Here is a 20,981-nt window from a genome sequence, read left to right as displayed (position 1 = left end):
GGACCCCTTGTCCTCGCTCAACCCCTACTACACCGTGGGCCTGCAGATCGCCGAGGTCTACCGGTGCCACCGCGGCGGCTCACGCCGCGCCGCGCGCCGGATGGCCATCGAGGCCCTCGGCCGGGTCGGCATCCCGGCCCCGGCCGAACGGGTCGACCGCTACCCCCACCAGTTCTCCGGCGGGCAGCGTCAGCGCATCATGATCGCGACGGCGCTGATCTGCGAACCCGCCCTGCTCATCGCGGACGAGCCCACCACCGCGCTGGACGTCACGGTGCAGTCCCAGATCCTCGACCTGCTGGCCGAACTGAAGCGGCAGACCGGCACCGGCATGCTCTTCATCACCCATGACCTGGCGGTGATCGCCTCGATCGCCCAGCGGGTGCTGGTGATGCGCGACGGCCGGCAGCTCGAGTACGCCGACACGGAGCGGGTCTTCTCCGCGCCGCGCCACCCCTACACCCGGATGCTGCTGGAGAGCATCCCGCGCATCGACGACGAACCGGCCGCGCCCGGCCTCCCGTACGGCCCCGGCGGCCGCACGGCCCCCGCCCCGGCCCGGCCCGCCCCAGCCCAGGAGGACGCCCGGTGACCGGCGGCCGAGACAGCCACGGCGGCCCCGGCGGCCCGGCCCACCCCGGGCCCCTGCTGCGCGCCCGCCACCTCACCAAGCGCTTCACCACCCGCGCCGGCGGCCCGCTGGGGCGCAAGTCGGTGTTCACCGCCGTGGACTCGGTGGACTTCGAGGTGTTCCCCCATGAGACGCTGGCGCTGGTGGGCGAGTCCGGCAGCGGGAAGTCCACGACCGCCCGGTTGGTGGCCAAGCTGATGAAGCCCACCGACGGCACCCTCGAATTCGCCGGCCGCGATGTCACCCACGCGCGCGGACCGGACCTGGCCCGCTTCCGCAACGAGGTCCAGGTGGTCTTCCAGGACCCCTTCTCCTCGCTCAATCCCCGCCACACCGTGGCCCGCATCCTCACGGCCCCGCTGGTCTACCAGGGGCTCCCCGTCCCCGGAGGACGCCGCGCCTTCGCCGGCGAGCTGATGGAACGCGTCGGCCTCGACCCGGACCACATGCACCGCTACCCGGCCCAGTTCTCCGGCGGACAGGCCCAGCGGATCGGCATCGCCCGGGCCCTCGCGGTCGGCCCGAAGCTGGTGATCTGCGACGAGGCGGTCTCCGCGCTGGACGTGTCGGTGCAGGCCCAGGTGATGGACCTGCTGGTGCGTCTACAGCGGGAGAGCGGATTCTCCTACCTCTTCATCGCGCACGACCTCGCCGTGGTGCGCCGGATCTCGCACCGCGTCGCGGTCATGAAGCAGGGCGTCATCGTGGAGTCCGGCCCCAGCGCGGAGATCTTCGAGCGCCCCCGCGACCCGTACACCCGCGCCCTGCTGGCCGCGATTCCCCGCATCGACCCGGAATGGGACCGCCGCCGCCGCGAGGGCGCCGGCCCCGGCAACACGTCCACCACCCCCTCGTACGAGGAGCTGCGATGACCGACGACCCGTCAACCCACCCCCGGACCACCCCCGCCACCCCCGCCACGGGCGGCCCCGCCCCCGCGCCCCAGTCCGCCCCGCAGTCCGCGGGGCAGTCCGTGCCGCGCTCCGCGGGGCAGGACCCGCGCATGCCCCGGCTGGCCGAACTGCCCTCCTTCGCGGCGTTCATGGCGGAGGGCTGGGACATCCCCGACCGCGCCGCGCGGACCGTCCCGGGAGCCGCGGACGCCGCCGCCCACCACCGGGCGCGGCTCAGCGCCGCCCACCCGGGACAGCCCGTCGTGGTCGCCGCCGGCGAGGCTCCGGTGCGCTCCAACGACACCCGCTACGACTTCCGGCCCGACAGCGACTTCTCCTGGCTCACCGGATGCGGGGAGGAACACGGTGTGCTGGTGATGCGGCCCGTCCCCGGGGGCCACGAGGCCACCCTCCACCTGCCCGAACCCGCCCGCCCCGGCGACCCCCGCTTCTTCGCCGACGCCGCGTACGGAGAACTGTGGGTCGGCGGCGCGCCCGGGCTCGACGACTGGCGCGACGCCCTGGGCCTCGAGGTCCGCCCGCTCGGGGAGCTCGACACCGCGCTCGCCGGACTCGCGAAACCCCTGCTGACCGGCCCGCTCGACCGCGACACAGCACACCGCCACGGCCTGGGCCCGTCCGACGGGTTGGGCCGCACCCTGTCCGAACTGCGCATGATCAAGGACGCCTGGGAGATCGACCAGCTCCGGCAGGCCGTGGACCGCACGGTCGAGGGATTCGCCGCCGTGGTGCGCGAGTTCCCGGCGGCCGTCGCCGGCGGCGGTGAGCGCTGGCTCCAGGGCACCTTCGACCGCTACGCCCGCACCCACGGCAACGGCCCCGGCTACGCCTCCATCGTGGGCAGCGGCGGGCACGCGGCCACCTTGCACTGGGTGCGGTGCGACGGCGCGGTGGCGGAGGACAAGCCGGTCCTGCTGGACCTCGGCGTCGAGACCAACAGCTACTACACCGCCGACGTGACGCGCACCTTCCCGGCCTCGGGCCGGTTCAGCCCGGCCCAGCGCGCCGTGCACGACCTGGTGGAGCGGGCGCACCGGGCGGGCCTGGCCGCCGTCCGTCCGGGCCGCGACTTCGCCGACTTCCACACCGCCGCCATGGAGGTCGTGGCGCGGGGCCTCGCCGACTGGGGGCTGCTGCCGGTCTCCGTCGACGAGGCGCTGTCCCCGCAGGGGCAGCACCACCGGCGCTACCTGGTCTGCGGCATCGGCCACCACCTGGGACTCGACGTACACGACTGCGCGCGGGCCGACTACGCGGCCTACCAGGGGGCGCGCATGACGCCCGGCATGGTGCTCACCGTCGAGCCCGGGCTGTACTTCCACGAGCACGACCGCACCCTCCCCCCGGAGCTGCGCGGGATCGGCGTGCGCATCGAGGACGACGTGCTGGTCACCGAGGACGGCATGGAGGTGCTGTCCTCGGAACTGCCGCTCGACGCGGCGGGCCTGGAGCGCTGGATGGCCCGCTGACCCCCGCCGGCCGGGGCCCCGCCCCGCGGCCCCGCCGACCGCCGCTGCCCCCGGCGGCCCCGCTGCCCTACAGTCGTATGTAACATTGCACTGTCTTCCAAGGAGGATCCATGACCGCAGACCCCGCCAAGCCCTGGCGAGGTGTTCACGTCGCGACACCGCTGCCGCTGCGCGACGACCTTTCCGTCGACTACGACGCCTACGCGGAGCATGTCCGCTTCCTCACCGAGCACGGCTGCGACGGCGTCTGCCCCAACGGCTCCCTCGGCGAGTACCAGACCCTGACCGACGAGGAGCGGGCCCGCATGGTGCGTACCGCCGTCGAGGCGTCCCCCGAGGGCCACACCGTCATGCCCGGGGTGTCCGCGTACGGCGCACTGGAGAGCCGCCGGTGGATCGAGCAGGCGGCCGACGCGGGCGCCGACTCGGTGCTGCTGCTGCCGCCCAACACCTACCGCGCCGACCGCGAGGCCGTGGTGGCCCACTACCGCGCGGCGGCCGGGGTCGGCCTGCCGGTGGTGGCCTACAACAACCCGTACGACACCCGGGTCGACCTCACCCCCGAGCTGCTGGCCGAACTGCACGGCGAGGGCCTGATCGTGGCGGTCAAGGAGTTCAGCGGGGACGTGCGCCGCGCCTACCGGCTGGCCGAACTCGCCCCGGGCCTCGACCTGATCGTCGGCGCCGACGACGTGCTGCTCGAACTGGGCCTGGCCGGGGCGGTCGGCTGGATCTCCGGCTACCCGAACGCCCTCCCGGAGAGCTGTGTCGAGCTCTACCGGCTGGCCACCTCCGGCGACACGGCCGACCTCGCCAAGGCGCTGCCGTTCTACCGCGATCTCCACCCGCTGCTGCGCTGGGACTCCCGGACCGAGTTCGTCCAGGCGATCAAGCTCTCCATGGACGTCGTCGGACTGCGCGGCGGCCCCTGCCGTCCGCCGCGCACCCCCCTCCCGCCCGAGAGCGCCGAGCGGGTCGTCCGGCACACCGAGGCCGCCGTCGCCAAGGGATACCGATGAGATCGCGCCACGTCTTCCACACCGTCGAATCGCACACCGAGGGCATGCCCACCCGGGTCGTGGTCGGCGGAGTGGGCGTCATCCCCGGCTCCACCATGGCCGAGCGCCGCACGTGGTTCCAGACCCACCGCGACGACCTGCGCACCCTGCTGATGTACGAGCCGCGCGGCCACGCGGCGATGAGCGGCGCCATCCTGCAACCGCCCACCACCCCGGAGGCCGACTGGGGGGTGCTGTTCATCGAGGTGTCCGGCCTGCTGCCGATGTGCGGCCACGGCACCATGGGGGTCGCCACCGTGCTCGTCGAGACCGGCATGGTCGAGGTGCGCGAACCGGTCACCGTCATCCGCCTGGACACCCCGGCCGGGCCGGTGACGGCCGAGGTGGCGGTCCGTGACGGCGCCGCCCGGTCGGTGACCCTGCGGAACGTCACCTCCTTCGCCCACGCCCTGGACCGCACGGTGGAGGTGCCCGGCCTCGGCCAGGTCCGTTACGACCTGGCCTTCGGCGGCAACTTCTACGCCATCGTCGAGCTGGCCGAGCTGGGCCTGCCGTTCGACCGGAAGGCCGGCGGCGAACTGCTGAGGGCCGGCATGGCGATCATGGCCGCGATCAACGAGCACGACGAGCCGGTCCACCCCGAACGCCCCGACATCCGCGGCTGTCACCACGTCTACCTCAAGGCGCCCGGCTCGACCCCGGCCCACTCCCGGCACGCCATGGCCATCCACCCCGGCTGGTTCGACCGCTCGCCGTGCGGCACCGGCACCAGCGCCCGCATGGCCCAGCTCCACTCCCGCGGCGAACTGGCCCTCGGGGCGCAGTTCGTGAACGAGTCCTTCATCGGTACGCGCTTCATCGGCCGGCTGATCGAGGAGACTGAGGTGGCCGGCCGACCCGCGGTGGTGCCCACCATCACCGGGCGGGCGTGGGTCACCGGCACCTCTCAGTTCACCCTGGATCCGGACGACCCGTTTCCGGCCGGATTCCTGCTCTAGAAAGAGGCGAACCAGTTGGACCCCGAACGGCCGCTCACGGAGGACCCGACCACGCATCTGCGCACCGTGGGGAAGCGGGAAATCCTCCGCGACCGGGTCGGAAACGCGTTGCGCGCCGCGATCATCTCAGGAGAGCTGACGCCCGGCACGGTGTACTCCGCGCCGACGCTGGCCGCCAAGTTCGGGGTGTCCTCGACCCCGGTGCGCGAGGCGATGATCGACCTGGTCAGGGAAGGGCTGGTGGTGGCGCAGCCCAACAAGGGCTTCCTCATCACCGAGGTGTCCGAGAAGGACCTGGACGAGGTGACGGCCGTACGGCTGCTGGTGGAACCGCCCTCGGTGCGGGCCGTGGTGCCGCTGGTCCCCGCCGAGGACTTCCCCGCCCTGCGCAAGCTGGCCCAGCGCATCGTGGTGGCCGCCGAACAGGGCGACCTGATCGGCTACGTCGAGGCCGACCGGGTCTTCCACCTCGCCCTGCTGGCGCACAGCGGCAACCGGCGCCTGCTGGAGGTGGTGTCGAACCTCCGGGCCCAGACCCGGCTGCTGGGGCTGGCGCCGCTGGTGAAGAACGGCACTCTGGTGGACTCGGCGGCGGAGCACCACCAGCTCCTCGACTTCGTCGAGGCCAGGAACGCCGAGGCGGCCGAGCTGTTCATGCACCGCCACATCGGGCATGTCAGGGGCATCTGGGCGGGCGGCTCGTGACCGGCCGCCCCGCGGGCGGCGGTCCGGCCGCGCCCGGCGACACCGCCGACCTGGTGGTGATCGGAGCCGGGGTGGTCGGCGCCGCCGCCGCGTACTTCGCGGCCCGCTCCGGCCTCCGCGTCACCGTGGTCGACCGCGGCCCGCTCGCCGGCGGCACGTCCAGTGCCGGCGAGGGCAACCTGCTGGTGTCCGACAAGGAGCCCGGGCCCGAACTCGACCTGGCCCTGTACTCCCAGCGGGTCTGGCGCGAGGACCTGGCCGAACACGCCGGGCTGTGGGAGTTCGAGTCCAAGGGCGGCCTGGTGGTGGCCGCCTCCCCGAAGGGCGCGGGCCCGCTCGCCGCGCTGCTCCGGGAGCAGCGCGCCCGTGGGATCGAGGCCGTCGACGTGGCGCGGGACGAGCTGCGCGACTACGAGCCGCGGCTGTCGCCCGACCTGGCCGGCGGCGCCTACTACCCACAGGACGCCCAGGTCCAGCCCATGCTGGTGGTCGCGCATCTGCTCCGGATGGCCCGGCTGGCGGGCGCCCGGGTGCTGACGGACACCGAGGTCACCGGCTTCCTGCGGGCCGGCGAACGGATCACCGGAGTGCGCACCGGCCGCGGCCGGCTCTCGGCGCCCGCCGTGCTCAACGCGGCGGGCACCTGGGCCGGCGCGGTCGCCGAGCTGGCCGGGGTGCGGGTCCCGGTGCTGCCCAGGAGAGGGTGCGTCCTGGTCACCCAGCCCCTGCCGCCCGTGATCCGGCACAAGGTCTACGCGGCGGAGTACGTGAGCGACGTGGCCAGCTCCGACGCGGCACTCCAGACCTCCCCGGTCGTCGAGGGCACCCGCGCGGGCACCGTCCTGATCGGCTCGTCCCGGGAGCGGGTCGGCTTCGACCGCGAGGTCCCGCCCACCGTCCTCGCGGCCCTGGCCCGCAACGCGATCGCCCTCTTCCCGTTCCTGGCCTCCGTCCAGGCCATCCGCGGCTATCTGGGCTTCCGGCCGTACTGCCCCGACCACCTGCCGGTGATCGGACCCGATCCGCGGGCCCCCGGACTCTGGCACGCCTGCGGCCACGAAGGCGCCGGGGTGGGCCTGTCGGTCGGCACCGGCAAGCTGCTCGCCCAGGCGCTGACGGGCCGCCCGACCGACCTGGACCTGGCCCCCTTCGCCCCCGAACGCTTCTCGCCACCGACCGAGCCACCGACCGATCCCTCGACCGATCCCTCGACCGACCCCCCGACCGACCCCCCGACCGAGGGGAACGAGCCCTCTCCGACGACGAGGTGACGCGCGATGCCCCCTGAGACCCCCTCCGGTACCCGGCGGCCGGACGGCGGCCACCCGTGCCGCCTGTCCTTCGACGGACGGACCATCCACGCCCGGCCGGGCCAGACCGTGGGGGCGGCCCTGGTCGCCGCGGGGGTGGTCGCCTGGCGCGCCACCCGTGCGGCGGGCCGGCCCCGCGGGCTTTTCTGCGGCATCGGCGTCTGCTACGACTGCCTGATCACCGTGGACGGCCGCCCCGACCAGCGGGCCTGCCTGGTGCCCGCCGCCGACGGCATGCGGCTGGAGACCGGCCTCCCGGGGAGGGCAGCCGATGCGCGCGGCCGGTGACCCGGTGGCCGACGTGGCCGTGGTCGGCGCCGGCCCGGCCGGCCTGGCCGCCGCGGCCGAGGCGGCGGCGGCCGGGCTGACCGTGGTCCTCGTGGACGCCGGCGAGCGGCCCGGCGGCCAGTACTGGCGGCACGGCCCGCACGACGACGGCCCCCCTGGCGGGCACGGCCGCCGCACCTTCGCCGCCCTGCGCGCGGGCCTCACCCGCACCAGGACCCGTACGCTCTTCGGACACCAGGTGTGGCTCGTCCAACGCGACGCCGACCGGTTCACCCTCCATCTGCGCCCCGCGCACGACACCGTCGGGCCCGGCACCCGCGCGCTGACCGCGCGCTCGCTGATCCTCTGCCCCGGGGCGTCCGACCGGCAACTGCCGGTGCCCGGCTGGGACCTGCCCGGCGTCATGGCGGCCGGCGGGGTGCAGGCCCTGCTCAAGGGAAGCGGCACCCTCGCCGGGCGGCGGGCCGTGGTGGCGGGGACCGGCCCCTTCCTGCTCCCGGTGGCCACCGGCCTCGCCGCGGCGGGCGCCGAGATCGTCATGGTGTGCGAGGCCAATCCGCTCCGCGGCTGGCTGCGCGACCCCGGCGGCGCCTTGCGGGAGCCCGCCAAGGCGGTCGAGGGGGCCGGGTACGCCGCGCTGCTGGCCCGCCACGCCATCCCCTACCGCACCCGGACGGCGGTCACCGAGATCCGGGGCGAGGACCGGGTGCGGTCCGTCCGCATCGCGCCGCTGGGCCGTGACGGACGGCCGCGCGGCGGGGTGCGGATCGAGGTGGACGCCGATCTGGTCGCCCTGGGCTGGGGGTTCACCCCCTCGCTCGAACTGCCGCTGATGGTCGGCGCGCGCACCCGGGTGGACACCGACGGCTCGCTGGTGGCCGTGGTCGACGACCGACAGCGGGCCGGGGTCCCCGGGGTCTATCTGGCGGGGGAGGCCACCGGGGTCGGCGGCGCGGCGCTCGCCGTCCGCGAGGGCCGGCTGAGCGGGCTCGCCGCGGCCGCCGACCTGGGGCGGGCCGTCGACGAGGGCCGGGTGCGCCGGCTCCAGCGGGCGGTCCGCAGGGGGCGGCGCTTCGCCACCGCCCTGCACACCGCCTGCCCGGTCCCGCCGGGCTGGACCGACTGGCTGGAGGCGTCCACGATCGTCTGCCGCTGCGAGGAGGTGACGTACCACGACCTGTGCCACGCGGCCCGCGACCTGGGCGCGCGGGACCCGCGGACGCTGAAGATGCTGGCCCGCCCGGGCATGGGGATGTGCCAGGGCCGGGTGTGCGGCTTCGCCACCGCCCAGGTGGCGGCGGCTCTCACCGGACGGTCACCCCAGGCGGGCGACCTCCTCGCGCTCGCCCGCCGACCGCTCGCCGCACCGGTGGCGCTCTCCGAGATCGCCGCACTGGACGAGACCGCCGCGAACGAGGAGAACTGACGCAGGGTCAGCCGATCCACGGCGCCGGGCCGGTGTGCCGGGCCCACTCGGTGAGTTCCCGCCCGTCGAAGCACCGGATCCCGCACGCGGCGGCGTAGTCGACGGCCGGCTCGGTGAACTCGCTCGTGGTGATCACCACGGCGATATGGGCCTCGTGCACGGCGAAGCAGGTCCCGCCGAAGCGCTGCACGTCCTGGGAGCCGACCTTGTGGGGAGCGGTGTAGCGCTTGCACTGGATGACCAGGCGCCGGCCGTCGGGCGCGGTGGCGAGCACATCGGCGCCCAGGTCACCCGCGCCGCCGACCACGCGGACATCCTCGCAGCCGTCACGTGCGCACAGCTCCGCGACCGCCAGTTCGAACTCCTCCGGGGTCATCGCCTCGTACGCGACCTCGTCCTCGATCGCGACCTCGGCCTCCGTCTCGGGCTCGGTCCCGGCCCCGGTCCCGGCCCCGGTCCCGGTCCCGAACGGGGCCTCCCCGGCGGGCTCCTCGACGAGCGACGGCACCACGGGGGCCGCCGCGTCGCCCTGCGCCGGAAGTACCTCGGCGGTGCGCCAGGCGGCACGGCCACGGCGGCGGCGCACCGCCCTGACCGCGGCGAGCGCCGGCAGACCCAGCGCCACCCCCGCCACCAGGGCGGCGACGGGACGGTCCGCGGCCTCCCTCGCGGCGACCTTCACCAGGAGGCCCGCGCCGCAGAGCACGATCGCGACCAGCCCGAAGCAGAGGGACAGCTGCCGCAGACTGAACACATGCTGGCGACCAGCACGCGGTCGACGCCCGGAGTCGGCCATGGGCGGCGCCCCCTCACCTCTCGGCATCAAGATCACATCCCGTCTGCCCTGACACACCGCCCTCACACCGGCCCCGCGGCAGGCGGCGCGCGGCGGGGCCCGGGGCCGGGGCGTTTTCCCGGGCCGTACCGGGGCAGACGGGTGACGTCCATCGAGCCGGGAGGTCTCCGTGAGCGTATCGACGAGAGCGAGGTCGGCCGGGCGCGCGGCGGCGCGCAGCGAGGCGGTCGAGACGGCGGGGCGCTGGGGCATGGGCGCCCGAGGCGTCATCTACCTGCTGGTGGGCCTGCTCGCGGTACGGGTCGCCTTCGGCGGCACTTCGCGCCAGGCGGACCGCGGCGGAGCGGTGGCGGAGATCGCCGAGCGGCCGTTCGGCGAGGTGATGCTGTGGATCCTGGGGCTCGGCCTGGTGGGGATGGCGGTGTGGCAACTCGCCAGGGCCACGCTGCGCGACCCCGGTACCAAGAAGACCAAGCGCCTGGCGGCGGCCGCGCACTGCGTGTTCTACGCCGTCGCCGCCTACTCCGTCCTCTCCTTCGCCGTGGGCGGGCGGGGAGGAGCGGGCGGAGGCGGGTCCAGCGACCACCAGTCCAAGGACATCACCGCCCGGGTCCTGCAGCTGCCGCTGGGCCCGTGGCTGGTGGCGGCGGGCGGCTGCGCCCTGATCGCGGCGGGTGGCTGGATCGCGGTGCGCGCCTCCCTGTTCAAGGACCGCCGGAAGCGGGGGCTCGGGGGTTTGCCGCCCAAGGCCCGCCGGACGGTCGAGACGCTCGGCGTCGCCGGAGGCGTCAGCCGTGGCGTGGTGTTCGCCGCCGCGGGGGGCTTCGCCGTGCAGGCCGCCCTGGCCTACGACCCGGACCGGGCGAAAGGGCTGGACGACACCCTGCGCACGTTCCGCGGCACACCGGCGGGCCCCTGGCTGCTCGTGGTCGTCGCCACCGGCCTGATGATGTTCGGCCTGTACTCCCTGGCCATGGCCTGCCGTCGGTCGCCCTGACATCGGCCGCCGTGGGCGGCCGATGTCAGGCGGAGAGCCGGGCTACTCGCCCGAGGGGGCGGCCAGCGGGACGCGGATGCTCGGGTCCAGCTCCCAGGTGTTGTCCTGGGTCGGGTCGAGGCCGTGCCCCGTGAGCTGGAGGAGTCGGCGCTCGTCGACGGATGCGGCACGGCGGGCGCGCTGCGCCGGGTCCTCCTCCAGGCGGTGCGACCGGGGCTGATCACCGTGGGGCTCTTCGCCTTCCTCGCGGTCTGGAACGACTTCATCGCACCCCTGATCCTCATCTCGGACAGCCAGAAGGCGCCCCTGCCGCTGGCCGTCGCCAACCTGCGGCAGCAGTCCATGGGCGCCGTGGACTACGGGGCCACCGAGGCGGGCGTGGTGGTCCTCGCCGTGTCCTGCCTCCTGGTCTTCCTGCTGCTGCAACGCCACTACGTACGGGGCTTCATGTCCGGCGCGCTCAAGGGCTGACGCGCCGGGCCATCCGTACCACCCGTACCGCCCGTACCACCCGTACCTCCCGGGCCGCCCGGACCGACAACCGGAAGGACACACCGAAGGCATGAACTGGTGAGGGAGAACACGCCGCGGTCATCGGCCCTCCCGGTGGCCCCGGCCAGGGGGAGGCTGCGGCCGCTGGGGCTCGACGAGGTCCGGATCACCGGCGGCTTCTGGGCCCGGCGCCGGCGGATCAACGCGACCGCCACACTCGGGCACTGCCGCGACTGGATGGAACGCGTCGGCTGGATCGGCAACTTCCGCGCCGCCGTCGAGGGCCGGATCCAGCGGGACCGGCGCGGCCGCGAGTTCGGCGCCGCCGACTCCGGTGTGTGGAACCGGACGCGCGGCGACGGCCTGACCTTCCTGGACGTGCTCTGGGAGCAGGCGCCCTTCGTGTCCTCCGGCCGTTTCGTGGGGGCGGTGCGCGCCCTGGCCGGCACCTGGCTGGCCGAGGGGCTGTTCACCCGCGCCGAACGGGACCGCGTGGTGGCCGCCGCGGTCGGCGCGGACCTCAGGCGCTGAGAGGCCGCGGGCTCGCCGGACCCCGCAGACCGCCTCACCGGGCGGGCTGCGGGGTCCGCTCCACGGGGGCGCTCTCGGTGTGCCGGGTCTCCCTCGCCAGGGCCACGGTCACCACGGTGACGGCGCTCATCAGGGCGATGAACACGACGACACCGGTGACCGAGTGGTCGAACCACAGGAGCAGCGCGGAGGCGAGCATGGGGGCGAGACCGCCGGTGAGGACGGTGCCGATGTTGTTGGCGACCCCGATGGCGCTGAAGCGCACGCTGGTGTCGAAGAGTTCGGCGAAGAAGGCGGGCTGGGAGCCGAGGATGGCGGACTGGCCGATGCCGAGGGTGATGAAGAGGAACAGCCAGACCGCCCAGGGCCGGCCGCCGTCGACGACCTCGAAGAACGGCCAGGCCGCGAGCAGCAGGACCAGCGCTCCGCCGATCGACACCGGCCGCCGCCCCACCCGGTCCGAGAGGGCGCCGAACGCCGGTACGGTCACCAGCTTCAGGGCGGCCACCAGCGAGATGCCGCTGAGCAGGGCCGTGGTGGCCAGGCCCCGGTCCTCGGCGTAGGTGACCGCGAAGGTCCCGAAGATGTAGTAGCCGGCGTTCTCGGCGGCTCCGGCGCCGATGACGATGAGCATCTCCTGCGGGTAGCGGCGCCAGGCGGTGACGAAGCGGCTGGCGGCGAGGCGGCGGCGGAGCGGGAGCCGGACGGGCGGAGCCGGTGAGGCGTCGGCGTCCCCGGCGGTCTGCCGGAACTCTGCGGTCTCCGGCAGGGAGCGGCGTACCCACAGGCCGAAGAAGGTCAGCGCGGCGCTGATCAGGAACGGTATCCGCCAGCCCCAGGACAGGAGTTCGCCCTCGGACAGCAGGCTGGTGCACAGGGCGAAGACGCCGGTGGACAGCAGGGTGCCGGTGCCCGTGCCGATGGCGGGCAGACAGGTGGCCAGACCGCGCCATTTCGGAGGCGCGTTCTCGAAGAGGATGATGAGCGCACCGGTCTTCTCGCCACCGGCGGCGAAGCCCTGGACGAAGCGGAGCAGGGTGAGCAGGACCGGGGCCGCCACGCCGATCTGCCCGTAGGTGGGCAGCAGGCCGATGGCGGTGGTGGCCAGCCCCATCAGCAGCAGGGTCGCGACCATCACGCCCTTGCGGCCGCGGGTGTCGCCCCGTTCACCGAAGTAGGCGCCGCCGAGCGGGCGGGCGAGGAAGCCGATGGCGAAGGTCCCGTACGCGAGGATCGAGCCGACCAGCGGGTCGCTGTCGGGGAAGTAGACCTTGTTGAAGACCAGCGCGGCGGCCGTGCCGTAGAGCGCGAAGTCGTACCACTCGATGGTGGTGCCGAAGACCGCGGTCAGGGCGATTTTCGGGTCGAACGCCCGCTGTGGCGGAGGGGCTGGGCGCGCGGGTGCTGCCTCGGTCATCGGGGGACTCCTTCGTTCTCGCGACAGTACTGCCAGGTGGCACGCTTGTGCCGCTGTGTGGTTCGGTGATGTTATGGACAGGCACTCCCCGTGGCAAGGGGTCGCGCCGACCGGCTGTGCGCGGCCGCACCGGACCGCCCCACGCCACCCCGCAATCCGCACCGCATCGGAGGTTCGCGCCCTTGACCGAGACCCAAGCAGCCCCGCAGACCCCGGAGGCCGACCCCGCCCCGCCCCAGGGCGCGGCGGACACGCCGGCCCTCCTCGACGGCGTACGGGTGCTGGACCTGACCAACGTCCTGGCCGGCCCGCTCGCCGGCTATCAACTCGCCCTGCACGGCGCCGATGTCATCAAGGTCGAGATGCCCGGCAGCGGAGACCTGGCCCGGCAGCTGGGCGCGGACCGGGCGCTCGGCGACGACCTCCTCGGCGCCTCGTTCCTCGCCCAGAACGCGGGCAAGCGCTCGCTCACCCTCAACCTCAAGGACGAGCGCGGCCGCGCGGCACTGCTGCGCGCGGCCCACGACGCGGACGTGCTCATCGAGAACTTCCGGCCCGGCGTCATGGACCGACTGGGGCTGGGCTGGGACGTTCTGAAGCAGGAGAACCCGCGCCTGGTGTACTGCGCCGTCTCCGGCTTCGGCCAGACCGGCCCCATGCGCACCCGCCCCGCCTACGACCAGATCGTGCAGGGCCTGTCCGGCATGATGAGCGTCACCGGCACCCCCGGAGGCGACCCGCTGCGCGCGGGCTTCCCCGTGGCCGACACCCTGGGCGGCATGGCGGCCGCCTACGCCGTCGCCGCCGCGCTCGTCCGCCGCGAGCGCACCGGGCGCGGCGCCTTCCTCGACGTCTCCATGCTCGAGGCCGCGCTCACCGCGATGGGCTGGGTGACCTCCAACTACCTGATCACCGGCCGACCGCCCCGGCCGATGGGCAACGAGAACTTCACCGCCGCGCCCTCCGGAACCTTCCGCACGGCCGACGGCCACCTCAACATCGCCGCCAACCGACAGCAGCAGTTCGCCACCCTGTGCCGCCTGACCGGCCGCGAAGACCTCCTGACCGACCCGCGCTTCGCCCACCCCGCCGGCCGCAAGGACCACCGCGAGCAACTGCGCGACGAACTCGAGAAGGCCCTCGCGCCGCGCACCGCCAAGGAGTGGGAGGAGATCCTCTCCGACGCCGGCGTCCCCGCCGCCCGCGTGCTGTCCGTCCCCGACGCCCTCGGCCTGGAGCAACTGGCCGCACGCGACTTCGTCCGCGCCCTGCCCTTCCCCGACGGCCGCGACCGCCCCCTGCGCGTACTCGCCAGCCCCTTCCGGGTCGACGGCCGGGCCGTCGACACCCCGGCACCGCCCCCGCTCCTGGGCGAGCACACCCACACCGTCCTGGCCGAACTCGGCTACAGCGACGACGAGATCACCGCACTGAAGGAACAGGGCAGCATATGACCACCCGCACCCCCGCTACCGAACCCGCCCCCGCCCCTGCCGCGTCACCGTCACTCGACGACGTCACCGGCTGGTGGTCCACCGCCGTCAGCCGCATCCGCCCCGGCGAGATCCTGCTGCGCGGCTACCCCGTACAACAGCTCATCGGCCAGGTCAGCTTCGCCGAGCAGATCTGGCTGATGCTCCGGGGCGACCTGCCCACCGCCGCCCAGGGCCGGCTGTTGGAGGCCGCGCTCGTCGCCGCCGTGGACCACGGCCCCCAGGCCCCCTCCATCGCCGCCGCCCGGATGGCCGCGACCTGCGGCACCGGCCTCAACAACGCGGTCGCCACCGGCGTGAACCTGCTCGGCGACGTCCACGGCGGCGCCGGCCAGCAGTGCATGGAAGTCCTCGCCCGCCTCGAAGAGGCAGTGGCCGATGGCGCCGGCCCCGACGAGGCCGCCACCCACCTGGTCAGGGAGTACCGCGCCGCCCGACGCCACATCCCCGGCTTCGGCCACCGCTTCCACCCCCGCGACCCGCGCCGCGACCCACTGCTCACCCTCGTCGGCCAGGCGGCCGCCGACGGCGACACACCGGGCGGCGCCCTGCGCGCGGGCCTCGCCCTGGAGCGCGCCCTGGCCGCCGGCCGCCCCCGCCCCGTCCCCATGAACATCGACGGCGCCACCGCCATCGTCTACCGCGAACTCGGCTTCCCGCCCGAGCTCGGCCGCGGCCTGTTCGTCCTCTCCCGGAGTGTCGGCATCCTCGCCCACGCCTGGGAGGAAAAGGCCGCCGGCGCCCGCATCAAGGGCCCCCTGCCCCGCCCCCTGCTCCCCGGCTACGAGGGAGCGGCCCCCCGCGACCTGCCCCCGGGGGAACGCCGATGACCGACCCGTGCCCCGCGTCCCCGCGCCGGCCCGCCGGGCGCCGCGGGGTCAGCGGCCGCCGATGAACCGCAGCCGCGACAGGGCCCGGCCCGCGTCGGCGAGCAGGGGAGCGAACCGCTCCACCCGCTCGTCGGTGAACCGGCTCGTCGGCCCGCCGAGGCCGACCGCGGCCACGACCCGGCCGTCCTCGTCGGTGACGGGCGCGGCGATCGCCGAGACCCCGTCCTCGCGCTCCCCGTGGCTGACGGCCCAGCCCCGCTCGGCCGCCCGGCGCACCCGAGCGGCCAGCTCCTCCTCGAAGGCCTCCCCCCGCCCGGCGGCCGCGGCCACGCGGCGCAGCTGCCGGCCGTCCGCACCGGTCAGCAGCACATGCCCGGAGGCCCCCGCCCACAGCGGCATCTCCTCGCCCACGCGCACCACATGGCGCAACGGCTGGGTGCCCTCGTGCTGGGCCACGCACACCCGGAAGGTCCCCTGCTGGACGTAGATGCGGGACGACTCGCCGCCGGAACGCTCCGACACCTCGCGCAGACACGCCTGAGCCTCCGGCGGCAGCCGCCAGGCGTCCTGGGCGAGGGCCGCCCACCGCAGCAGCCCCGCGCCGGCCGTCAGCCGGCCGTCTCCCCTGCTCCACAACAGCCCGCGCTGCTCCAGCGTGGCCACCAGGCGCACCACCGTGGACTTCGCCAACCCTGACTCGTCGATCAGCTCCCGCACCGTGCGCGAACGGTGGGTGTCGTCGAACAGCGCCAGCAGATCCAGTGCCCGCAGCACGCTGCGCACACCCTCGCCACCCTCACCAGACGTCTTCTGCACGCCGCCTCGCTCCACCCGTACATCCCGTCAGCTCGTCACAACGGTCTGAACGTACCACCAGACGGTACGCGGAACCCGTGGAACGCCCTCAGTGGATGCGGCGCCCGCGGGCGTCCGGCACGCCGGACTTCCGGAAGAAGTACGTGTTGATGTGATCCCGCCACTCGCGGGCGCCGCGGAGCTGCTCCTCGTAGCGCTCCGCCACCCTGGCGTGGCGCGCCGCACCCATCAGATCCGCGAGCCCGGCCCACACCCGGCGGGCCTCCTCGACCTCCGCCACGCCTTCGAAGTGGGTGTCGTAGATGTGCTGGATCACCGTGTCGCCGCTGTGCAGCACATGGCCGTACGGCACGTGGTGGAAGAAGAGCAGCAGCTCGTCCGGGCAGGTCTCGGGCGACTCGTACACCTCCGCCCACGGCGTGGGGTACTGCCCCGCGAACCCGGTGCCGGTCGCCCGGCTGCGGTCGACGCCGACCCCGTCCCGGTCGGCGAAGTGGTACGTCCCCCACGGGCTGTACTCGTAGCCGTCCACGCTCGGGCCGTAGTGGTGTCCCGGCTGCACCATGAAGCCGACGCCCAGGGGCGCCGTGTACTTCTCGTACGTCCGCCACGAGCCGTCCAGCACCGCCCGCAGCCCCTCGCGCAGCCGTGCGGGGTCGGCGGTCCGGCCGGGCACGAAGGACAGCTCGATCCACTCGTCCAGCACGGCGCCCGGATCCGCGTCGGGCTGCCAGGCCAGCCGGCCGACCGCGTACAGGTTGGCCTGCGCCAGCGGGTGTCCGGTCCAGAACGGGTCGTCGCCGGCGTTCGACACCGCTACCAGGCCACCCCCGCGCGCCAGCTCGCCGACGCTCGGCCCCTCCTCGCCCGTCGGCCGGAAGCTCAGCGCTTCGCTCCACATCGGCCCGAGCCAGCACACGTGCCGCTGCTGCCCGGTGTACTCCTGGGTGGCCTGGATCTCCACCGCCAGCCGGGTGTTCGGCATCGCGCCGATCACCGGGGACACGGGCTCGCGCACCTGGAAGTCCATCGGCCCGTGCTTCACCTGGAGCACCACATGGGGCGCGAACTCACCGTCCAGCGGGGCGAAGTGGTCGAAGGCCGCCCGCGCCCGGTCCGTCGTCCGGTCCCGCCAGTCCTGCCGGTGGTTGTAGACGAACGCCCGCCAGTGCACCGTGCCGCCGTACGGGGCGAGCGCGGCGGCCAGCATGTTGGCGCCGTCCGCGTGGCCGCGGCCGTAGGCGAACGGCCCGGGCTGCCCCTCCGAGTCGGCCTTCACCACGTACCCGCCGAAGTCCGGTATCGCCGCGTACACCCGGCGAGTCGCCTCCGCCCACCAGTCGGCCACCGCCCCCTCCAGCGGATCGGCGGTGGCCAGGCCCCCGAGCACGACGGGCGCGGCGAACGAGACGGACAGATGTGTCCGGATTCCGTAGGGGCGCAGCGCCTCCGCGATCGCGGCCACCTCGCCCACCCGGTCGGTCAGCAGGTGGGCTTCGGCCTCGTGCACATTCACGTTGTTGACGGCGACCGCGTTGACGCCGCACGCGGCGAGCAGCCTGCCGTACCACCGCACCCGCTCCAGGTCGTCCCGCGAGCCCCGCGCCAGACCGTCCCGCCAGAACAGCGAACCGCCCGAATACCCCCGCTCGACCTGGCCCATCACCGGATGCACCGCCACGTTGTCCCAGTGGTCCAGCATCCGCGAGCCCAGCGCCGGACGGTGCGTCTCACGCGCCCGCTCGCCCCGGAACGCCGCCTCGCCGAGCCGCACCAGGTGGAACAGCCCGTACAGCAGTCCGGCCTGCCCGGCGGCCCCCACCCGTGTGACGCCATCCGCCCGCGCCAGCACGAACCCCTCGTCCCCGAGCCCGTCCGGGGCACCGCCCTCGCCCAGCTCCAGCACCAGGTCCCCCGGCCCGCCCAGCTCCCGCGCGTCCCTCGCCACCCGGCCACCGAACCGTGAGCAGGCGTCCGCCACTTCCGCGTGCACCGTGTCCACCAGCGGGCCCGCGCCGCGGATCAGCGTGCGCCGGGACCCGAGCGGACGGAACACCTCGGGCGGCAGCCACGCCGGGTCCACGCTGCCGGGCAGCGACGGTACGGAGGGAAGCACGGATGCGGATGCTGTCACGGACACCCCTGAGCAGTGAGGATCGAGCGCGCCCGAGAGCGCCCAGGCGGTCGGGCGAGGGCGGGCGGCCCAAGTATGCCGGGCGCCGGGCGCCGCCGGGAGAGGGCGCCGCCGGGAGGAGGCGGCGCCGGGATAGGGCCGCCGAACCGCTTCCGGGGCAGCCGTCCCCGGGGGCCACCGCGGGCCGACCCCGGCGCCGCCCTTGATCATCGCGTCGGGGGTTCGTACGCTCGCGCGATGGAACACGACGACCTTCCGACTCTTGAACTCGCCTTTCCCGGTCCGGAGCGCGACCGTGGGGTGGCGGCGATCCTGAGCGGTGAGAAGACCGCGCTCACGGGCCTCCTGGAGATCTTCGAGCACGCCGGGGAGGCGGTACCGCGGGCCGGCCGGCGGTTCTCGGTGCTCGACTCCGAGGGGCGTCCGGCCGTCACGATCGAGCTCGTGGACGTGCGGGTCGTTCCCATGAAGGAGATCGACGACGACTTCGCGCGAGCGGAGGGCCGTGGCTACCGCGACGCGGCACAGTGGCGGGCGGCCCACGAGGAGTTCTTCCGGAGCGACGGCGTGAGCGAGTTGCTGGGCCGTACCCCCGTGGTCGACGACGACACGCTCGTCGTGGCCGAACGCTTCCGCGTGGTCGAGCTCGACGACCCGGGCCTGACAGTGGTGACCCGCCTGGTCACTCACGTCGATCTGGACGACGGTCCCACCGACACTCGGCGGCTGTCCGTGTCGGCACGGCTCGCGGCCGTCCTGGCGGACGGCCGCGAACTGGTGTTGCTCGACGACCGTGGCTGGAGCTCGACGGCACACGGCAGGGGAGTGGACATCCGGGCGTCCACCTCCGTCGAGGACATCGAGCGGACGGCCCGGACGGTGGTCGGGCCGGACGAGCCGATGGACGGGGAGACGCAGGAGCAGATGGCGGCCGCCCACTGGAGCGCGCTGGCCGGCCTGCTCGGGCGGCAGGGTGTGGAGGTGGACGCACCCGAGCTGGAGCGGCTGCCGCACGATGTTCAGCTCAGTGAACGCCTTCGCGCGTGGCTGGCCTGACAGACCCCCGCCCGAGCCGGGCCCCCTCTGACGGGGCTCTCGCCCGGCCCGGGCCCTGCCCGGGGAGGCCCTCCGCCCGGCCCGGGCCTTCGCCCGGGCCGGGCCGCCGAGTCACCGCTGCGGCGCGACCGCCTCCGTCTCCGGGGCCGGCGCGTCGGCCGCCGGCTCCGGGAGGTGTGCCGTGTCCCGCCGGGCCACCAGCCAGTACAGCAGCGCGGGGACGATCAGGCCCACGATCCACGACACGTCCGCGCCGCCCAGCGGCTCGACGCACGGGCCGGTGTAGAAGCCCGTCGCCAGGAACGGCAGCTGCGCGAGCAGCCCGACCGCGTACACCGCCAGCGCGCCCCAGCGCCAGGTCCCGTACCGGCCGCGCGGGTCGGAGAGCGCGGGGATGTCGTAGCGCTCCTTGGAGATCAGGTAGTAGTCGACCAGGTTGATCGCCGACCACGGGGTGAAGAAGGTCAGCAGGAACAGCAGGAAGTCCTTGAAGGAGGACAGGAAGCTGTCCTTGCCCAGGAGGGCGATCGCGGTCCCCGCCACCATGATCAGGGCGATGTACGCGGCCCGGCCGCCCCGCGACAGCACCCGCCGCCCCTGGAAGCCGCTGACGCCGGTCACCAGCGACATGAAGCCGCCGTAGGTGTTGAGGACGTTGATGGTGAGCTTGCCCAGGGCGATCACGAAGTAGAAGAACGAGGCCACCGCGCCCGTGCCGCCCAGCGCGACGACATAGCCGACCTGGCTGGCCAGGAACTTCTCCCCGGCCGTGGCCGCCACCAGCACGCCGAACGTCATCGACCACTGCGAGCCGAGCGCCGAGCCCGACAGGGTCCACCAGAAGGTGGCCTTGGGCGAGGTCGTACGGGGCAGATAGCGCGAGTAGTCCGCCACGTACGGGCCGAAGGCCAGTTGCCAGGACGCCGACAGGGACACCGCCAGCAGGAACATCGGGAACGAGAAGTGCGCGTCGCCGAGCAGCGCCCCGACGTCCGCCCGGTCCAGCAGCCGGATGCCCAGGTAGACGAAGGCCAGGGCGCAGATCACGCTCGCGACCCGGCCCAGCGTGTGGATGACCCGGTAGCCGACCGCCGCCATCAGCGCCGTGACGACGGCGAAGACGACGATGCCGGTCGTGTCGTCGGTGTGCGTCAGCTCGCCCACCGCCTGCCCCGCCAGCACACTGCCGCTCGCGAAGAAGCCGATGTACATGACGACCACCAGCAACAGGGGCACGACGGCGCCGTACACCCCGAACTGGGCCCGCGACTGGATCATCTGCGGCAACCCCAGCTTCGGCCCCTGTGCCGAGTGCAGGGCCATGACCGCGCCACCGAGGAGGTTCCCGACCAGCAGACCGACGATCGACCAGACCACGTCGCCGCCGAACACGACGGCGAGGGCGCCGGTGACGACGGCCGTGATCTGGAGATTCGCCCCGAGCCAGAGCGTGAACTGTGAGAATGCCCTGCCATGTCGCTCGTTGTCGGGGACGACATCGATCGAGCGGAGTTCGACCAGCCCGCCTGCCATCACTTCACCAGCCTCTGCTGCTCACCGTGCGTGCGCCGAGCCACGGGCCCCCCGAACATCGCGGTGTCCCGTGCGCATCGACTGCATAACATCATGCAGAGTTCTCGATGGCTGAATAAGTTGTCA

Annotated in this window: 20 protein-coding genes; 15 read left to right on the top strand and 5 right to left on the bottom strand. The window is 74.1% G+C overall.

Annotated elements, in window-relative coordinates; all coding sequences use genetic code 11:
* From BBH68_RS32185 to BBH68_RS32145, 9 genes are all read left to right on the top strand, one after another.
* Positions 1-592: ABC transporter ATP-binding protein (locus BBH68_RS32185; protein ID WP_141713102.1), on the top strand; the 592-nt coding region annotated here is incomplete at its 5' end.
* A complete protein-coding gene (locus BBH68_RS32180; RefSeq protein ID WP_065967292.1) occupies positions 589-1,503 on the top strand; it encodes an ATP-binding cassette domain-containing protein in 915 nt (304 codons plus the stop codon). The genes BBH68_RS32185 and BBH68_RS32180, both read left to right, overlap by 4 nt.
* Complete coding sequence (locus tag BBH68_RS32175; RefSeq protein ID WP_079151341.1) at positions 1,500-3,014, top strand: aminopeptidase P family protein; 1,515 nt, start codon at positions 1,500-1,502, stop codon at positions 3,012-3,014. The genes BBH68_RS32180 and BBH68_RS32175 overlap by 4 nt, the downstream gene beginning before the upstream one ends.
* A gap of 110 nt (positions 3,015-3,124) precedes the next feature.
* Positions 3,125-4,033, top strand: coding sequence for a dihydrodipicolinate synthase family protein (locus BBH68_RS32170; RefSeq protein WP_065967291.1), 909 nt, complete (start codon positions 3,125-3,127; stop codon positions 4,031-4,033).
* Positions 4,030-5,031 carry a proline racemase family protein gene (locus BBH68_RS32165; RefSeq protein WP_065967290.1) on the top strand — a complete coding sequence of 334 codons (1,002 nt, stop codon included), beginning with the start codon at positions 4,030-4,032 and terminating at the stop codon, positions 5,029-5,031. The genes BBH68_RS32170 and BBH68_RS32165 overlap by 4 nt, the downstream gene beginning before the upstream one ends.
* A gap of 15 nt (positions 5,032-5,046) precedes the next feature.
* Entirely contained in the window at positions 5,047-5,736 is a 690-nt protein-coding gene (locus tag BBH68_RS32160) for a GntR family transcriptional regulator (RefSeq protein WP_065967289.1), read from the top strand.
* Complete coding sequence (locus BBH68_RS32155) at positions 5,733-7,007, top strand: NAD(P)/FAD-dependent oxidoreductase (RefSeq protein ID WP_079151340.1); 1,275 nt, start codon at positions 5,733-5,735, stop codon at positions 7,005-7,007. The genes BBH68_RS32160 and BBH68_RS32155 overlap by 4 nt, the downstream gene beginning before the upstream one ends.
* Before the next feature lie 6 nt (positions 7,008-7,013).
* The gene (locus BBH68_RS32150; protein ID WP_079151339.1) at positions 7,014-7,334 is read left to right on the top strand and encodes a (2Fe-2S)-binding protein; all 321 of its coding nucleotides are present in this window, start codon (positions 7,014-7,016) and stop codon (positions 7,332-7,334) included.
* Entirely contained in the window at positions 7,318-8,760 is a 1,443-nt protein-coding gene (locus BBH68_RS32145; RefSeq protein ID WP_065967288.1) for an FAD/NAD(P)-dependent oxidoreductase, read from the top strand. The genes BBH68_RS32150 and BBH68_RS32145 overlap by 17 nt, the downstream gene beginning before the upstream one ends.
* 7 nt (positions 8,761-8,767) lie before the next feature.
* Here BBH68_RS32145 and BBH68_RS32140 read toward each other — a convergent pair whose 3' ends face one another.
* The gene (locus BBH68_RS32140; protein ID WP_065967287.1) at positions 8,768-9,556 is read right to left on the bottom strand and encodes a restriction endonuclease; all 789 of its coding nucleotides are present in this window, start codon (positions 9,554-9,556) and stop codon (positions 8,768-8,770) included.
* A gap of 169 nt (positions 9,557-9,725) precedes the next feature.
* Between BBH68_RS32140 and BBH68_RS32135 the strand changes: the two genes are divergently transcribed.
* The 3 genes from BBH68_RS32135 to BBH68_RS44355 all read left to right on the top strand — a co-directional run bounded on the left by BBH68_RS32135 (position 9,726) and on the right by BBH68_RS44355 (position 11,576).
* Complete coding sequence (locus BBH68_RS32135; RefSeq protein WP_065967286.1) at positions 9,726-10,553, top strand: DUF1206 domain-containing protein; 828 nt, start codon at positions 9,726-9,728, stop codon at positions 10,551-10,553.
* 123 nt (positions 10,554-10,676) lie between these two features.
* Entirely contained in the window at positions 10,677-11,024 is a 348-nt protein-coding gene (locus BBH68_RS32130; RefSeq protein ID WP_245738411.1) for a carbohydrate ABC transporter permease, read from the top strand.
* Between the two features lie 99 nt (positions 11,025-11,123).
* Positions 11,124-11,576: a hypothetical protein gene (locus BBH68_RS44355; RefSeq protein ID WP_076971299.1), complete on the top strand. Its 453-nt coding sequence runs from the start codon at positions 11,124-11,126 to the stop codon at positions 11,574-11,576.
* Between the two features lie 34 nt (positions 11,577-11,610).
* On the opposite strand, the gene BBH68_RS32120 is transcribed toward BBH68_RS44355, so the two are convergent.
* Complete coding sequence (locus BBH68_RS32120; protein WP_079151337.1) at positions 11,611-12,993, bottom strand: MFS transporter; 1,383 nt, start codon at positions 12,991-12,993, stop codon at positions 11,611-11,613.
* Between the two features lie 182 nt (positions 12,994-13,175).
* Here BBH68_RS32120 and BBH68_RS32115 point away from each other — a divergent pair, with 182 nt between their 5' ends.
* Both BBH68_RS32115 and BBH68_RS32110 read left to right on the top strand, forming a co-directional pair.
* Positions 13,176-14,447 carry a CaiB/BaiF CoA transferase family protein gene (locus BBH68_RS32115; protein ID WP_079151336.1) on the top strand — a complete coding sequence of 424 codons (1,272 nt, stop codon included), beginning with the start codon at positions 13,176-13,178 and terminating at the stop codon, positions 14,445-14,447.
* Positions 14,444-15,316, top strand: coding sequence for a citryl-CoA lyase (locus BBH68_RS32110; RefSeq protein WP_065967284.1), 873 nt, complete (start codon positions 14,444-14,446; stop codon positions 15,314-15,316). The genes BBH68_RS32115 and BBH68_RS32110 overlap by 4 nt, the downstream gene beginning before the upstream one ends.
* 48 nt (positions 15,317-15,364) lie before the next feature.
* Here the strand turns inward: BBH68_RS32110 and BBH68_RS32105 are convergent, their stop codons facing one another.
* Together BBH68_RS32105 and BBH68_RS32100 are read right to left on the bottom strand one after the other, a co-directional pair.
* Positions 15,365-16,132 (bottom strand): IclR family transcriptional regulator, encoded by a 768-nt coding sequence (locus tag BBH68_RS32105; RefSeq protein WP_065967283.1) that lies wholly within the window; start codon positions 16,130-16,132, stop codon positions 15,365-15,367.
* A gap of 88 nt (positions 16,133-16,220) precedes the next feature.
* Positions 16,221-18,266, bottom strand: a complete 2,046-nt coding sequence (locus tag BBH68_RS32100) for an alpha-glucuronidase (RefSeq protein ID WP_245738410.1) — start codon at positions 18,264-18,266, stop codon at positions 16,221-16,223.
* A 237-nt stretch (positions 18,267-18,503) separates the two neighbouring features.
* Between BBH68_RS32100 and BBH68_RS44635 the strand changes: the two genes are divergently transcribed.
* Positions 18,504-19,322: an ASCH domain-containing protein gene (locus BBH68_RS44635; RefSeq protein WP_079151335.1), complete on the top strand. Its 819-nt coding sequence runs from the start codon at positions 18,504-18,506 to the stop codon at positions 19,320-19,322.
* A 111-nt stretch (positions 19,323-19,433) separates the two neighbouring features.
* Here BBH68_RS44635 and BBH68_RS32085 read toward each other — a convergent pair whose 3' ends face one another.
* Positions 19,434-20,855, bottom strand: coding sequence for a purine-cytosine permease family protein (locus tag BBH68_RS32085; RefSeq protein WP_065967282.1), 1,422 nt, complete (start codon positions 20,853-20,855; stop codon positions 19,434-19,436).
* Positions 20,856-20,981: the final 126 nt, after the last annotated feature.

This window comes from Streptomyces sparsogenes, assembly GCF_001704635.1.
GTDB lineage: Bacteria > Actinomycetota > Actinomycetes > Streptomycetales > Streptomycetaceae > Streptomyces > Streptomyces sparsogenes.
Note: the sequence above shows the minus strand (reverse complement) of the source record. Positions and strands in the feature narration are given on the sequence as shown.

Bases quoted from the DNA above. Each gene is read 5' to 3' on its own strand.
- BBH68_RS32145 (WP_065967288.1), top strand. From the start codon at position 7,318: ATGCGCGCGGCCGGTGACCCGGTGGCCGACGTGGCCGTGGTCGGCGCC.
- BBH68_RS32110 (WP_065967284.1), top strand. From the start codon at position 14,444: ATGACCACCCGCACCCCCGCTACCGAACCCGCCCCCGCCCCTGCCGCG.
- BBH68_RS44635 (WP_079151335.1), top strand. From the start codon at position 18,504: ATGGAACACGACGACCTTCCGACTCTTGAACTCGCCTTTCCCGGTCCG.
- BBH68_RS32170 (WP_065967291.1), top strand. From the start codon at position 3,125: ATGACCGCAGACCCCGCCAAGCCCTGGCGAGGTGTTCACGTCGCGACA.
- BBH68_RS32120 (WP_079151337.1), bottom strand. From the start codon at position 12,993: ATGACCGAGGCAGCACCCGCGCGCCCAGCCCCTCCGCCACAGCGGGCG.
- BBH68_RS32085 (WP_065967282.1), bottom strand. From the start codon at position 20,855: ATGGCAGGCGGGCTGGTCGAACTCCGCTCGATCGATGTCGTCCCCGAC.
- BBH68_RS32175 (WP_079151341.1), top strand. From the start codon at position 1,500: ATGACCGACGACCCGTCAACCCACCCCCGGACCACCCCCGCCACCCCC.
- BBH68_RS32140 (WP_065967287.1), bottom strand. From the start codon at position 9,556: ATGGCCGACTCCGGGCGTCGACCGCGTGCTGGTCGCCAGCATGTGTTC.
- BBH68_RS32165 (WP_065967290.1), top strand. From the start codon at position 4,030: ATGAGATCGCGCCACGTCTTCCACACCGTCGAATCGCACACCGAGGGC.
- BBH68_RS32150 (WP_079151339.1), top strand. From the start codon at position 7,014: ATGCCCCCTGAGACCCCCTCCGGTACCCGGCGGCCGGACGGCGGCCAC.